A 14,252-nucleotide genomic window follows, 5' to 3' on the forward strand; every position below is an offset into this window, starting at 1 on the left:
TCTCCTAGTTCACCGGCACGCCATTGGTGCGCGCGGCTTGCATGTCCTGTATTTCCTCGGGCCAGGTTGACTTGATGTACCCGAGGACATTCCAGATTTCCTGATCGGAAAGTTGGTCGCCGAAACCGGGCATGCCGCTGTCGAACTCCATGCCCTGAGCGGCCATCACTGCTCGGCCCCCAAGCTTCGTGTAGTCAAACAGAACCTGGTCCCCGTGATGCCAGGTGTGACCGGTTTCATCATGGGGAGGTGCCGGCAGCCGACCGTCCTCGCCCGGACTCCGCCAGTTGTCCTGACCCTCCAGATTGGCCCCATGGCACGCGGCACAGGTCTCGGCATAAAGCGCCTTGCCGGCGACGAGATCGACGCTCTCCGGCATCACCCCGCCTTGGCCGTCATCGGCAGACCCGGTCCAGACATAGGCCCCTGCCCCGAGAGACGCCAGGACGCCAATCCCGAGGATGGCAGCCAGACCTCTCATGCCACATTAACCCATGTCATCATGCCGGACGCTGCGTGGGACAGCATATGGCAATGCAGCAGCCATTTTCCGGGGTTGTCTGCCACGAAGGCAATGTCGCGCACTTCGCCCCGGTCGAGCAGCGTGGTGTCGCGCAGCGCGCCGAGGCTGCCATCGGGTGCGATCTCGTGAAAATGCATGCCATGAAGATGCATGGCATGCGGAAACGACGTGTCATTGGTGATCTTCAGCCGAACGGTTTCGCCACGCGACAGTTCCGCCAGTGCTGGACCATCCATGCCCCCCACCGCGCCATTGAAGGCCCAGAAGTTTCCTGTCTCCATCATGTCGCGCATCGAAGACATCCGCCCGCCCATCATGGCACCGCGCATGCCGCCCATGGCCCCCCCTTCCATCAGCAATGCGATGTCCCTTGCCGATGCCAGATCGGGCATGGCATGGGCATTCAGCGGCAGGGGTAGAGGCGTTTCGCGCCGCGCGCGTGTGCCGTCGCCAGTCACTTCGAAGGCCACCTGAGAAAAGCTTTCATCGCGGCTCAATTGCACGATATGGCCCGCGCTGCCGACCTCTGCGGTCACGTCGACGATCAGGTCCACCCGTTGTGCCGATGACAGCAGGAATGAACCTTCCACGGGTTGCGGCACGGCCAGCGGCATCCCGTCCATGGCCACAATCCAGCCTTCGAGCCCCTCCAGCGCGAGTTTGAAAATCCGCGCGTTGGACGCATTGATCAGCCGCAGACGCAGCCGCTCATGCCGTTTCACGGTCTTTGCGAGATTGTAGACGCCGTTCGTCGTGATGTAGTTCCCGAGGCGCCCGGCATGGCTGAGGTCATGCATCGCCCCGAATGTATCCGCAATCTGGGCTGTCTCCGGATCGATGCGCCAATCGTCGAGGATCAGGACTTCTTCCCGGTCGATATCGATCTGCTCCGGCTCTTCGACGATCAGCGCACCCTGAAGACCGCGTGCGACCTGCTCGAACGAGCGGTTGTGCGCGTGATACCAGTAGGTGCCCGCATCGGGGACAACGAAATCATAGTCAAAGCTGTCCCCGGGGCGAATGGCCTCTTGCGTCAGACCGGCCACCCCATCCATCGCATTGTCGATGCGGATTCCGTGCCAATGGGTCGATGTCGGATCGGGTAAGTCATTGATGACCCGTCTCTGTACCCGTGCACCTTGCGTAACCCGGATCTCCGGGCCCGGCGCGATACCATCGAACCCCCAGATCTGTGTTTTTCCGTAGTCATCAGGCAAAAGCTGTATATCTGCGACCCGGGCTGTCACCGCGCGCATGTCTGTCTGCGCGAGCAGTGAATTCGGCATGCACACCAAACCGGCAGCACTCATGCGAAGGAAGTCGCGTTTTGAAAGTTTCATGATGGCACCGTTAGTATTGAGGTGAAGACAGCCGTGGCAAGCAAGATGACACCGATACAAACCCATTCGAGAGAAATCGATCTTGCAAGGTGCGGCCCAGCTTTCTCATCGCCTCTCTGCAGGGATGGCACGAGGCGCGTTTTGTTGATTGCACCGAGGGTCAGAAGCACAACGACTGCTGCAGTCTTAGCCAGTAGCGTCAAACCGTAACTGGTCTCAAACATAGCCGATATCGACCCAACTAGTTGCCAAGTCATGATCACGCCGGCAAGCAGCAAGACTGGCACCGAGACAACAGCAACTTGACCAAAGCGATGCCCAAGTCCGGCAGCCGATACCAGCCTCTCGTGCGAACGGGAAAGTCGGAGGAGCGGTGGCAAAACACCGATCCAGAAAGCAGCGGTAAATAAATGCAAAAACAATACAACCTGAAGCCAGAACAGCTCTTCGATGGCCACATGACCGATTGCACAAAAACTCCAGATCGCGACCGCAGTTCCCAAGACCGCAACCCACAACCACTGTCCCCCTAAATACGATCCCAAGAGTACGGCGCTCAAACCGAGAACGCGCAACATGAGCGCGTCGCCAGGTGGGGTCTCCCAGAGTAGCAGCAAGATAGGGACATCAATCATGCCAGCGATGTCTCCCAACAGCACGGCTCCACGTAACAAGAACCCTATAACAGCCATTGCCAACCCCAATGTGGCGAATGCCATCACACACGTCCTAGTGAAACGATCTATGCATTGCATTTGTTCTGCGAACATTTGGCGGCACAGAACAAGCCCACCACTTACCAACACACCAAGATAGAGCAAGAACTTTGCTCCGATCGCGGCTAAGCCCCATGCATCAATCACGGCTCACTTTACCTCGAAGGAAAAGGTGCCATTCATTGGATGCCCATCGATACCTAGACCGCGCCAGTCGATTTGATAGATGCCCGTCCCCATTGAGATAAGTGGAAGCGAGAATTCCTTGAGAAAACCAGACTGCGAACTAACCTCCAGCGTTTTCGGTGCTGAACTTGCATAGATCATCTCGACCTTGGTCAAGCGCATCCCGTCGGTGAACCGCAACCCAATGGTTTCCGGAACGTCTTCAACAACGGCACCGTTGGCTGGTGTTGTGCTCTCCTTTTCCGAATGGGCGAGCGCTTGCGCGCTGGTCAGCGCTAAAAAGATTGTTAGTGCGAATCTGTATTTCACGGGTCGTCCTTCGTCGATTTGCTGGTTCAGTTTATGCCGTTCGCGCGCTGCAACTCACGAACATAGGTCACGATCATTTTCACATCGCCATCAGTGACACCTTCGACCGTCGGCATGTTCCCAAAGCGCCAATGATGCGCACGAACACCATTCTTGGCCGCCAGAAGGAATGCGGCTTCCCCATGGTGACTGGGTTCGTAGATCTTGTGCACAAGCGGAGGGGCCGCACCGTCCTGCCCGGCGGCATCTGCGCCATGACAGACTGCACATTTCGCATCATAGGCCAGTTTGCCGATCTCCGCATTGGCCGAGAGCGTCTCCGGGACAGCAACCGCAACTATCGCCGCACCTGTGCTCACCGGTTCGTCCGAAGTGGATGACACGTCGTCCCGGCCTGGCACTGTCCACCAAAAGCCAATTCCGAGAACGACTGCAATAGCAACGGCAAAGACAGCGTAGCGCCCGATCAAATCAACCTGACCTTCGTGCCAACAGGGACGCGCTCGAACACCTCTTCGATGTGTTCATTGTAAAGACCGATGCAGCCGTTGGACGATCGTCGTCCAATCTTGCGCGTGTCCTGAGTGCCGTGAATACGGTAGTACTGCCAGGACAAGTAGAGCGCGCGCGTCCCGAGAGGGTTAGCAGGATCGCCGCCCGGGATTACGGCGGGCCACTCGGGATTGCGCTCGCGCATGGACGGTGTTGGTGCCCAACTTGGGTTTTCTCGCTTCTCCACAACCTCTGTGTACCCGAGCCGTGTCAAGTCCTCTGACAAGGGAACTGATGTCGGGTAGAGACGCATTTCCCCATCGGCCGTCCAATGCTGAAGAGCTTTTGAGCCGGTATCCGAGATGATCAAACCGACGCCGAGCGTATCGAAGTGATCCTGCCAGTTGTGGGTCTGGAAGGACGACACATTGCGCCGCACCGGGTCGACTGTCTGAGAGCTGACAAGAGAGGGCGAGAAGAGAATCGTAGCCCCGATCGCACGTGCGAAGCCGCGACGGGTGAAGGAAGATCGGTTTCTTGCCTGCATGGGTCTGCCTCATTTCCATGTCCAACGACAGGGTATCTACTCAAATTCAGGTACTAAAGGAACGCCGCGCGGCGCAGTTTTTTGTAAGGATATGTAACAACGCATCTGTCAGACGACAGCTTCACGCCTTTTTGATCCGTGTTGAAAATCCGCTGTCCAATTCTGTTTCTGTGTGCTCGGCTGTCGGTATCGTTGCGGCCCGGAGCATTGTCATCGGCAAGGCGACTCGCGCGCAAAGCCCGCCATCTTTTCGGTTCGAAAGGGTGATGGTACCGCCGTGTTCCAGAACGATGCTTCGCGCGATCGAGAGGCCCAGCCCATGTCCGCCCGTCTCATGAGAGCGCGATTGTTCCAGGCGGAGGAATGGCTGGAACACATCGCGCAAACGGTCTTCGGGGATCCCGGGCCCATCGTCGTCGACCACGATCTCCAAACTTTCGGCTGACACGCGCCAAGACAGCGTCGGGTTACACCCATACCGTTGCGCGTTGTCGATTAGATTGCGCAAGGCTCGGCGCAAGGCCACTGGCTTGATGTGCACCATCGCCCCAGATCCCGGTTTCAGGTCCAGCGCACCATGCGTCTGGTGTTTGATGTCGGTCAGGTACTCGGTGATCTCGATTGCCTGCAGGTGCTCGTCCCGTCCTACGCCACGGGCATAGGCGAGCGTGGCTTCTACCATGTCCTGCATTTCGTCGAGCGAAACTGTCATGCCGCTTTTGGTCTCCGGATCCTCTACCATCTCGGCATGAACGCGCAGGGCCGTGAGTGGCGATCTCAAATCATGTGCCAATGCGGCCAGCATCTGCGTCCGATCCGAGACGAAACGGGCCAGACGGGCTTGCATTTCATTGAACGCCATCGTCAGGTTCCGTACCTCGTTCGGTCCGGCCGCCGTGAGTGGTTCTTGCCCGCCACCGCGCCCGAACTCCTCTGCGGCGGCGGCAAGTTCATTCAATGGCCGCGTCAGGCGCGTGAGCAGAAACCAGAATATAGCCAAGAGTAACACCCCTGCCGTCAGCACGAAGGAAAGCGTGGACGCCCAAGACCATTGAATTGGCGGTCGCTCGAAACGGGTGGCGACGTTCAGCCATTGGCCCCCGGCAATGGAGATCGAGACCTCCATCTCGATAGCCGCGAGCGTGCCCTGCATCATCTCGGCGTGCATCTCTGCCATTTCCGGCGAGAGGTTCGGCAGCGGCAGAAGACCCTGTTCGATTTCATGGACCTCAACGCGGATATCACGGCTGTATTCATCGTTCAGGAGTGCGCGAATTCGGGCTTCCACGGCTCCATTAACATTGTGATCTGTGTGTACGACGGCTGGTTCGTTTTCGAGGTCAAACCGCACGAGCGGCGAATTTGCGGCAACAACGATTTGCTGTCGTAGATCGCTCGGTGCTTCCTCGATAAGACGCGCAACATTCGCGGCGCGCCCAGCGGCCTCACTGCCGATAGCCGCCTGAACTGCAAGAGACCGTTCATCCACAAAAAGCCAAAGACCAACGACCTGCGCCACGAATAGAACTGATACGACCAAAATTGCGATCTGTGTGCGGAATCCCATGCGCTTCATGCATGGCTCTCCACGTCACTGTTCAGACAATAACCGCCGTTGCGCACTGTCGAAATGATACGAGGTCGAAGAACATCGGCTTCAATTTTTCGTCGCAACCGCGACACTTGATTGTCGATGGTCCTGTCAAATGGTCCTGCTTTACGCCCTGCGCTCAACTCGAGCAGCTCATCACGGCTCATCACTATTCGTGGGTTTTTCAGGAAGACGGCCAGCAGCTTTGCCTCTGCTGTCGTCAAAGCTTCGATCCTTCCATCAGAACGAGTAACTTGACGGGCGTCATGATCGAATATGACCCCAGAAAACGTGACCCGCTTGCCCGCAAATCCACCTCCGTGCAGAGTGTATCCAACGCCCGCGCGCCGGAGGATTGCGTTGATCCTGGCAAGTAATTCGCCAGGATTGAACGGTTTGGCGAGATAGTCATCCGCACCCGTGTCGAGACCCTTGATCCGATCATCATCCTCGCCAAGTGCCGTCAACATGAGAATTGGAATACTTTGGTGCTGACGCCGCAACCTTGCACAGGCTGCCAGCCCGTCCTCGCCCGGCATCATGATGTCGAGCACGATCAGATCGAATGTGTAATCCTTCAGTTGCGCATCCATATCGGCAGCACTTTTTGCCCCTGTCGCCCGCATCCCGTTTATCTTCAGGTAGCGTGTCACGGAATGCCGGATCTCGGCATGATCATCGACCACAAGAATGCGTGGTGGGGTCGCCATCATCAATCAAGGCCCATCAAGGTGGCCCGCCGCATCGCAATGCTGTCGCCAGTGCCATCAGGTTGGGTCCACGCGAAGTATATGTCGCGACCAAGCCGAGCCATCTTCGGGAAGTTCATTGATGCACCGCCCGTGTTGATGGCAACTACCTCGCGGGCCAGACAGCCTGTTTCGCTCGTGATTTGGCATACCATGAGCGCCTCGTGGCCCTTGGTCCATTCGACCCAAGAGACCACAGCCATCCCGTTTTCGATCATCTCAACATCCACTCTGCCGACCGGATTGCCCAGATCGATCCGGGCAGGTTCCGCAAAGCTGTGGCCAGCATCGTCGGAGAAGGCCACATGCACCACAGCGACGTCATCCGCACCGGTGAACCAGGCAACGGCCACACGATCTTCGTGTGTCAAGATTGCTGGTCCATTTACGGGACATCCTGCCAACTCCCAACCATCGTCATGCACTCGAACCGGTGGCTGCCATCCATCCTTCGTCAGCCGAGCGACGGCAATATCCCGGATCTCACCCTCAGTTCGATCGCGGTACGCTGCGAGGACTTCGCCGTCGCGTGTCGCAGCCATGCTGGTCTGACAACACGAGCAGGTTTGCATGTCTATTGCCACATCCCGTCCAAGCCGTGCGTCGCTGCTCAGTGTTGTGGCGCGGAGCTGCATCGCATCAGGCAAAGCCGTTGCTTTGCCCCTGTTCTTTCCATAGGCTCGACCGTCAAGCCAAACAACGACCATATTGTTTGAACCGATGGGCAGTAATGATACAAAGCCATGCTGTGAGAATGATCGATCCCCGTGCGGGATCACTGGTTCGCTCCAAGTTTCGCCGTGGTCATGGGACAGCGCGATTTCAATACGGTAATCATAGCCGGACGCTCCGATTTCACGTAGCCAATGCACGGCAATTGTGTTGTCAGGAAAAACCGCGATGCTTGGGGAGTCGGCCCAATTTACAAAAAGATCAGCGCTCTGATGGACAATGCTCGGTTCGGTCCAGCTGTGATTTGAACCGCTGGACATCATCACTTTTGTTTGACCTTGCTCGTGTTCCATCCAGCTCAAATAAAGCGCACCGTTCTGACTAGTCAGAGATGGTTCGTGCGCACCAGGTGTGGTTACTGCCGTAATTTCTTCGACCCGTTCAAAGAGCCGCACTTCGGTTTGTGCGGTTGCTAAACTCGCACTCGCAGTGAGAAGCGCAGCGAGTAGAGTTCCAAAGAGCACACCGAACCATTTCGCATTTGGGTATCCTTGGAAATAGCTATGGATTCTCTTCGGTGTCATCGGTTTATAAATCATGAGGCGCACAATAGATTTATTTTTCGGGAAAGGCCCGCATTTCGTTTGTCGCAATATGTATCAATGACCCAGACATGTCTTGACCTTCCAGTAGCTGGAAGCCCCATTCAACCCAGCATGACAAACACACGACAAGACACACCGGGGCAACATCCCGCCCAATCGGTGCACAAGACCGTGGCGGCACCCGCGTGGATCGGGTTTGCGCTTTTTGTGGTTACAATGCCCGCCCACCTCCTCCTGGAACAGGCAGACTCGCTTGCCTTGGCAGCGGTCACACTGGCCCTGATCGGCGGGGCCTATATCGGGTTCGGTGCCGCCGATGGCCGTCGCTCCGTGTTCTGGTCCGAGCTCGGCGTCGCCCTTTTCTTCGGGGCAGCGGCCGTGTCGGGCCTTCTCTGGCATTGGGCAGCCCTGCCTCTGGGCCTCGCGCTCCATGCGCTGTGGGATCTTGCCCATCACAATGCGGTCCGCCTCGCCCGGGTCCCACACTGGTACATCCCGTTTTGCGTCGTCTTTGACCTGATGGCGGCAGCCTTTCTTGTGCTGCTTTATACGAGGTAGGCCATGGTGCGTGTCGTTGTTCTTGTCCTTCTGGGGCTCTTGCTTCTCGTCCTGGCGCGTCCGGACCTTGCGGGGCTCGATGCCGATCTGCCGGAGCGCGACGACCTGCGCCTTTGGATCGAGGCGGCTGGTCTTCTTGGTCCGCTTCTGGTCGTGGCGCTGATGACGCTGGCGATCGTGGCCAGTCCCCTGACGCGCAGTTGTCGGGAGAAGGTCGTAGGGCTCTGGCAGCATATGATTGAAATCATATTCTAGAGCAGGCCTGCGTGCTAGGAAAAACGGGTATCGTGCCGTTCAAAAGGATCTCGCCATGCGCCTTGTTGCTCTCCTGCTTGCCCTGTCATTGTCTGGACCCGTCGCGGCCCAGCACAGCCATTCCGCGACCGGGCATGCGATGCCGGGTCCGCAGGAAACCGGGCAATCAGCCTTTGCCGCCATGGCCGAGATCGTGGCGCTCCTGCGCGCCGATCCCGCCACCGATTGGGCAAATGTCGATATTGCGGCCCTGAGGCGACATCTGGTGGACATGGAGCTTTTGACGATGGAGGCCGAGGTTACCCGCAGTGTGCGGCCCGCCGGTATCCGGTTCGAAATCCGGGGGGCACCGCGCGTTCTCGAGGCCATTCGCGCCATGGTGCCTGCCCATGCGCCGTTCCTGGCTGCCGAGACAGGTTGGGAGGTCACGACAGAGGATCTCGGGGATGGTGTTGCCCTGCTCGTCGATGGCGATTCCGACCAGATACAGGGTCTTGGGTTCTTCGGTCTGATGACCATCGGCGCGCATCACCAGGAGCATCATCTCATGATGGCAAAAGGCGCACCACCCCACCATTGAGCCGATGATCCGCCACAGTTTCCATCCGCCAGCCCCCGGGTTGCAGACAAAACAGTACAAAACCCGCGTTGACGTTCCGGTGCGGGAAGGTTGCACATTTGCGATGCTATGGATGCGACCGAGGACACTGAACGCAGGGATTTCCTGTACTATGCCACTGCTGGCGCGGGCGTGGTCGCCTCCGGTGTGGCGCTCTGGCCGCTGATCAATCAGATGAACCCCTCGGCGGATGTGCGCGCCCTGGCGAGGATCTCGGTGGATATGTCCGGGCTTGCGGAAGGCACGCAACTGACCGTCAATTGGCGCGGAAAACCCGTTTTCATCCGCCACCGGACGCAAGCGGAGATCGCCCAAGCGCGTGAAGAGGCGGTCTCCGCCTTGCCGGACACCGATGCGCGCAATCCCAATCTTCCCGGCGAGGCCGCAGCGCGGGATGAGAACCGCGCCATTCCGGGCCATGACGCCTATCTGGTGATGATCGGTGTCTGCACGCATTTGGGATGTGTCCCGCTTGGCGATGGCGCGGGCGATTTCGGAGGCTGGTTCTGTCCCTGCCACGGGTCGCATTACGATACTGCGGGTCGTATTCGCAAAGGCCCTGCGCCGGAGAACCTGCACATTCCACCCCTCGCCTTATCCGACAACATGGTGCTGACGCTCGGTTAGGTGCATGAGGCGTTGTCATCTTGACTGGCCCGCCAATCGCACGGCTGGGCAGGCTCTAGGGCACAAGATGCCCCGGAGCCAATGGTGTCTCCGCCCTCCCGGGTAACGATCCTTCGGGCACAGGACAGAGGCAATCTCGGGCCTGCCCGCGATCACGGGGTAATCGACGGGGGTGCCGCCGCTCTGCTATGGCACCCCCGACGGTTTTACATTTTTCCTCCGCCTGACATCCGAACGACGGCGCGAACAGGGGCTCGGGTGCCACTGGCGCGTCAGCCTCCGCCGGAGAAATCCGGTGCCTCCCGTCGGTCGATGCCGTCGGGTCCCTCCCGATTTCACCGCTTCGGCCCCCTGTGTCCCGCCGCCGCCCGGCCGCAGGTCGGGCTATGCCCTTCCCTGCTCTGCCCTTCGGAAGACGCGGGGGTCTTCCGAACGCCAGAGACAGGGATGGCCCGCGCCCAAGGCGGACAATGGGCCAATGCACAAGAAACCCATGCCGCGCCAACCACGAAGGAAAGGAGCGAGACCATGGGCCTCGACCAATATGCCTATCTCAAGACACCCGAAAGCGGAGACGAAGGGGAAGTGCCCGCCTTTGTCTGGCGCAAGCATTCCAAGCTGCAGACATTCATGGAAACCCTCTATGTCGCCCGCACCGGCCTCTCGGCCAGCGACCTCAACTGCGGCGAGTTGCGGCTCGTGCCGGAGGACATCGACCGTCTGGAACAGGCCGTCACTGACGGCACTCTGCCCCAATGCGACGGCGGCTTTTTCTACGGCCACCAGTTTCAGGACGAACAGGCGCAAGACTATCGCGCGTATGATCTGGATTTCTGTGCATGGGCGCGGGCCGAAGTGCAGGCCGGATCAACCGTGGTCTATTCCTGCTGGTGGTAACCCGACAGCGCCTCAGAGACGCCCTGAGCGTCTTCGGCCCCTTACCCCACCCTTTACCACCCACAGGCCTTTCTGCGCCGCCCAGAGGGCGCAGGGCGGCCCCTGTCCATCCAAACCGAAAGGAGACTTCCCCATGACCAAGCAAGACCCAATCCCCACCGATACAGGCAGCATCGAACTGGTGCCGCTGGACGCCCTCACGCTCTCGGACCTCAATCCGCGCAAGAGCGTCTCGGATGCCCATATCGATACGCTTGCGGCCAGTATCGCCCGCTTCGGACTGATCCAGAACCTTGCAGGCCTGCGCACAAAGAAAGGCCGCGTCGAGATCGTCGCGGGCGGATGCCGCCTGCGGGCATTGCAGAAGATCGCCGCCGAGGCCGAAACCCCGGCCCCGGTCACCGTCCCGGTGCGCATCACCGAAGATGCCGAGGAAGCCGCCATCTGGGCCAATGCCGAAAATGCCGCGCGTGAAGCCCTGACCCCGGCGGATGAAATCCGCGCCTTTGGAGCAATGACGGCCAAGGGCGCGACGGTGCCCGATATCGCGCTGGCCTTCGCCACCAGCGAGGCCCGCGTCTATCAGCGGCTGGCCCTTGCCGCCCTGCCCGCTCCGGTCATTGACGCGCTTGCCGCAGGCGAGATCACCCTCGGCGCGGCCAAGGCCTTCACCCTGTCGGAGGATGCGGCGTTGACGCTCGCGCTTCTCGAGCAGATCAAGGGGCAGCCGATCTCGGAGGCGCAGCTGAAATCCGCGCTCACCCCCGAAGCGGTGACCGGCAGTGATCGGCGCGCGCTCTTTGTCGGCCAAGAGGCCTATGAGGCCGCAGGCGGCGCGATTACGCGGGACCTGTTTTCGCAGGCGGTCTATTTCACCGATCCGGCTCTGCTGGATGATCTCTTTGACGAACGGCTCGAGGCGGCCCGTGCCGCGTTGGTGGCGGATGCGGGCTGGCTCTGGGCCGAGGCCAAACGCGAGCCATGGCTCAACTACTATGAAATCGACCAAGCCAAGCTGACACGGCTCTACCCGGTCGAGGGCGATCTGAGCGACGCGGAGGCCGAGGATTACGACCGGCTGGCCGAGATGTGCGAGGCGGGTGTGCTCGACGCGGACGGCGAGGCGCGGCTGGCCGATCTGCAATCCACCCTCGACGGCTCATACACCGAAGATCAGAAGCGCGTCTCCGGTTGTCTTATCCTTGTAAATCAATCGGGTGAGGTGGAGATCACCGCCGGTCTGGTGCGCCCCGAAAACAAGGACGTGGCCCTCGCGGCGGGCGTTCTTACAGCCCCCGACCGCCCTGCCCCCGCGCCGAAATCGCCCTACTCCCAGAAACTGAGGACCGACATGCAGGCGATCCGGCTGGCGGCGGTGCAATCGGCCCTTCTGGCCAAGCCGGACCTTGTGCTCGATCTTCTGGCCTTCGGCCTGTCGGAAGCCTCCGGGTCGTTCGAAAGCCTCTTTGATCTGCGCCTCGGACGTCCCAACAACGTCCCGAGCATCGAGGATGGGTTTGACCGTGAGCCGCGGCTTGATCACGGTCTCGACCCGACCGCCGCGTGGCAGACCGGTACCCGTGTCGATGATCTGGAGGAGGCCTTCGCCGCCTTTCGGGCCAGCGGCAAGAAGGCCCGCAACGCGGTCCTCACCGAAGCTTTCGCGCGCGCCCTACCCGATCAGGCCGGGGACGAAGGTTTCTTTGCAGCCATCGCCGCCGAGGCCAAGGCCGATATCCGTGCCCACTGGACGCCCACGGCGGAGAATTTCTTTTCGCGCGTCTCCGCCGGGGTGCTGACCGACCTGCTCTGCACCTTCCTCGACTGCGATACCCGCGACGCGCGCGTGGTGTCCTTCGGCAAGCTCAAGAAGGCGGAAAAGGCCGAGAAGCTGGAAAAGCTGATCGGCGATGCAACCACGCAGAAACTCATGGGGCTGACCTCCGAGCAGAAAGACGAGCTGGCGATCTGGGTCCCGGATTGCCTCTGAGCCTTCCTTCGTGGGAAGACCACCTGGCCCCGCTCCGGCGGGGTCTTTTTTTGCTCCGGCCAGCGCGGGTACGGGATGGAGCAAAATTGTCCGGCGGCGGGGCAGAGGAATGCCCCCTGCCCCGCCGCCGGACCGGCGCTGCCCGCGCGGGGGTCGCTGCGCGACGGGAGGTACCGGGGAAACACTCAGGGGGGGTCGTCAGGACCGTTGGGCGTGGAGTGGCCACTTGCGGCAGCTCCGGGGCGTGCCGTTGCAGCCAATGGATCGCCCCGGTGGCCCATGTGGCTGGGCGGGAGCCTGACACCCGGCGCGCCGGGCATGGCGCTGAGACAGGTGGCCTGCCCGCTGCGACCTGTGCCGAAACCCTGATTGATATCTCACGGGATCGCCTTGGCGCTAAGCCTGAGTGCAGCGGCCTCTAAGGTTTACGGCATCGGGCCCATGGCGATGACCGGTGCCGGAGCCAGGCTAGCAAGTTCCCGGGCGAGAGGCGGGATGGCGTGCTGTTCTTGCGTTCCGGCGACATGCGTTGCCGAGGCGCAGATCTTGTCTAAGCCATTGGCGCTGATCGTGGCGGGCACCTGTTGTTGTCCGGGGGTCCGGCCCGTCTCCGACCGGTGTTGCTGAGCGTTGCCGGTGGCAGGGCACCCTGGGAGCCGCAAAGGTTGGGGCCCGTCTTTTTCCCCTGCCCGTGCCGGGCATTCCGCGCGGGTCAAAAAGTGCGCCCCCCTGCCCTTCTCCGCTGCGCTGCGCCTGCGGTGCTGTCCCTCGGGGGCCCTGCTTTGGTCACCGGCATTGCAACACCAGACAAGGAGACACGCAATGACCCCGAACTGCATCAAATTTGACGCCGCCGAGATCGGCACCGCCAAAGGCACCGGGTCGATCTCGACCCTGACCTTCGATCTCGACATCTCCGTGGAACCCGTGACCAGCGACAATCCGATGGCACCCACCCACCGGGTGCTGGGACGCTCGCCCCGCGGCCGTCTCGTCGAATGCGGCGGCATCTGGCGCAAACAGAACCGGGAGACCGGCGCGGACTATTTCACGCTGACGATCCGGGACTACGGGTTCAATGCCAATCTCGGCCAGGCGGCGCATCAGGACGACCCGACCCTGCAGGCGGTGATCCCCTGGGGCCCGAAAGAGGCCGCATGAACCCGCGGTTGGCCGGGACACCCGGCCAACCCACCCGGGCTTGGGCCTGGGAATCGGGGCCCGATTCTCTCCAATGGGTGGGCTGGGGGTGTTTCTTGCCGGGGTCCTCCGAGCGAGACCCCGGTGCGCTCCGTGCGGACGACCGTGATTGTGGCTCAGGCCTGCATCGGAGTTCGCAGGCAACGGCCATCTGGCTCCACGGCCCATATGCTCGGATCGTGATTTGTCTTTCTTGACAGCCGTGCAAATCCAGAAATATGATTAAAAACAATAATCTATAGTAATTCTGCCGGCTTCTGCGCAAAGACGTAAGGACTGGACCGGTAGTGCACCCTACCAGATGTTGCAGGTTCTCTTGTCCTGTCTACGGGGTCTTGTGGTCTTCCCGATCTGTGCCATGATCCGGCAGTGCTTT

General features: G+C 60.3%; 17 protein-coding genes. 8 read left to right on the plus strand and 9 right to left on the minus strand.

Going from position 1 to position 14,252, the window contains the following annotated elements; genetic code table 11:
* Positions 1-4: 4 nt before the first annotated feature.
* From RLO149_RS22455 to RLO149_RS22495, 9 genes are all read right to left on the minus strand, one after another.
* Entirely contained in the window at positions 5-481 is a 477-nt protein-coding gene (locus RLO149_RS22455; protein WP_013959917.1) for a c-type cytochrome, read from the minus strand.
* Complete coding sequence (locus RLO149_RS22460) at positions 478-1,863, minus strand: multicopper oxidase family protein (protein ID WP_013959918.1); 1,386 nt, start codon at positions 1,861-1,863, stop codon at positions 478-480. Before RLO149_RS22460 ends, RLO149_RS22455 begins: the two co-directional genes overlap by 4 nt.
* Positions 1,860-2,582 (minus strand): copper resistance D family protein, encoded by a 723-nt coding sequence (locus RLO149_RS22465; protein ID WP_158308181.1) that lies wholly within the window; start codon positions 2,580-2,582, stop codon positions 1,860-1,862. The genes RLO149_RS22460 and RLO149_RS22465 overlap by 4 nt, the downstream gene beginning before the upstream one ends.
* 147 nt (positions 2,583-2,729) lie before the next feature.
* Positions 2,730-3,074: a copper resistance CopC family protein gene (locus RLO149_RS22470; RefSeq protein ID WP_013959920.1), complete on the minus strand. Its 345-nt coding sequence runs from the start codon at positions 3,072-3,074 to the stop codon at positions 2,730-2,732.
* A 26-nt stretch (positions 3,075-3,100) separates the two neighbouring features.
* Positions 3,101-3,475, minus strand: a complete 375-nt coding sequence (locus RLO149_RS22475) for a c-type cytochrome (protein ID WP_013959921.1) — start codon at positions 3,473-3,475, stop codon at positions 3,101-3,103.
* Positions 3,476-3,540: 65 nt separating this feature from the next.
* Positions 3,541-4,113: a L,D-transpeptidase gene (locus RLO149_RS22480; RefSeq protein ID WP_013959922.1), complete on the minus strand. Its 573-nt coding sequence runs from the start codon at positions 4,111-4,113 to the stop codon at positions 3,541-3,543.
* 121 nt (positions 4,114-4,234) lie between these two features.
* The gene (locus RLO149_RS22485) at positions 4,235-5,689 is read right to left on the minus strand and encodes an ATP-binding protein (RefSeq protein ID WP_013959923.1); all 1,455 of its coding nucleotides are present in this window, start codon (positions 5,687-5,689) and stop codon (positions 4,235-4,237) included.
* The gene (locus tag RLO149_RS22490) at positions 5,686-6,414 is read right to left on the minus strand and encodes a response regulator (RefSeq protein ID WP_044025829.1); all 729 of its coding nucleotides are present in this window, start codon (positions 6,412-6,414) and stop codon (positions 5,686-5,688) included. The genes RLO149_RS22485 and RLO149_RS22490 overlap by 4 nt, the downstream gene beginning before the upstream one ends.
* Before the next feature lie 2 nt (positions 6,415-6,416).
* A complete protein-coding gene (locus RLO149_RS22495) occupies positions 6,417-7,724 on the minus strand; it encodes a sialidase family protein (protein ID WP_148264527.1) in 1,308 nt (435 codons plus the stop codon).
* A gap of 117 nt (positions 7,725-7,841) precedes the next feature.
* Here RLO149_RS22495 and RLO149_RS23710 point away from each other — a divergent pair, with 117 nt between their 5' ends.
* The 8 genes from RLO149_RS23710 to RLO149_RS22535 all read left to right on the plus strand — a co-directional run bounded on the left by RLO149_RS23710 (position 7,842) and on the right by RLO149_RS22535 (position 13,837).
* A complete protein-coding gene (locus tag RLO149_RS23710) occupies positions 7,842-8,288 on the plus strand; it encodes a DUF6010 family protein (RefSeq protein WP_044025810.1) in 447 nt (148 codons plus the stop codon).
* A 3-nt stretch (positions 8,289-8,291) separates the two neighbouring features.
* On the plus strand, positions 8,292-8,543 hold the full coding sequence (locus tag RLO149_RS22505) for a hypothetical protein (protein WP_013959927.1): 252 nt from the start codon (positions 8,292-8,294) through the stop codon (positions 8,541-8,543).
* 55 nt (positions 8,544-8,598) lie between these two features.
* Positions 8,599-9,123 carry a hypothetical protein gene (locus RLO149_RS22510; RefSeq protein ID WP_013959928.1) on the plus strand — a complete coding sequence of 175 codons (525 nt, stop codon included), beginning with the start codon at positions 8,599-8,601 and terminating at the stop codon, positions 9,121-9,123.
* A gap of 108 nt (positions 9,124-9,231) precedes the next feature.
* Positions 9,232-9,789: a ubiquinol-cytochrome c reductase iron-sulfur subunit gene (petA, locus tag RLO149_RS22515; RefSeq protein WP_044025811.1), complete on the plus strand. Its 558-nt coding sequence runs from the start codon at positions 9,232-9,234 to the stop codon at positions 9,787-9,789.
* 447 nt (positions 9,790-10,236) lie between these two features.
* Positions 10,237-10,686, plus strand: coding sequence for a hypothetical protein (locus tag RLO149_RS23895; RefSeq protein WP_052304825.1), 450 nt, complete (start codon positions 10,237-10,239; stop codon positions 10,684-10,686).
* Positions 10,687-10,819: 133 nt separating this feature from the next.
* The gene (locus tag RLO149_RS22525) at positions 10,820-12,676 is read left to right on the plus strand and encodes a ParB/RepB/Spo0J family partition protein (protein ID WP_013959931.1); all 1,857 of its coding nucleotides are present in this window, start codon (positions 10,820-10,822) and stop codon (positions 12,674-12,676) included.
* Between the two features lie 272 nt (positions 12,677-12,948).
* Positions 12,949-13,098, plus strand: a complete 150-nt coding sequence (locus tag RLO149_RS23900; protein ID WP_158308182.1) for a hypothetical protein — start codon at positions 12,949-12,951, stop codon at positions 13,096-13,098.
* A 400-nt stretch (positions 13,099-13,498) separates the two neighbouring features.
* Positions 13,499-13,837 carry a DUF736 domain-containing protein gene (locus RLO149_RS22535; protein WP_013959932.1) on the plus strand — a complete coding sequence of 113 codons (339 nt, stop codon included), beginning with the start codon at positions 13,499-13,501 and terminating at the stop codon, positions 13,835-13,837.
* Positions 13,838-14,252 lie beyond the last annotated feature (415 nt).

This window comes from Roseobacter litoralis Och 149, assembly GCF_000154785.2.
GTDB classification, from domain to species: domain Bacteria; phylum Pseudomonadota; class Alphaproteobacteria; order Rhodobacterales; family Rhodobacteraceae; genus Roseobacter; species Roseobacter litoralis.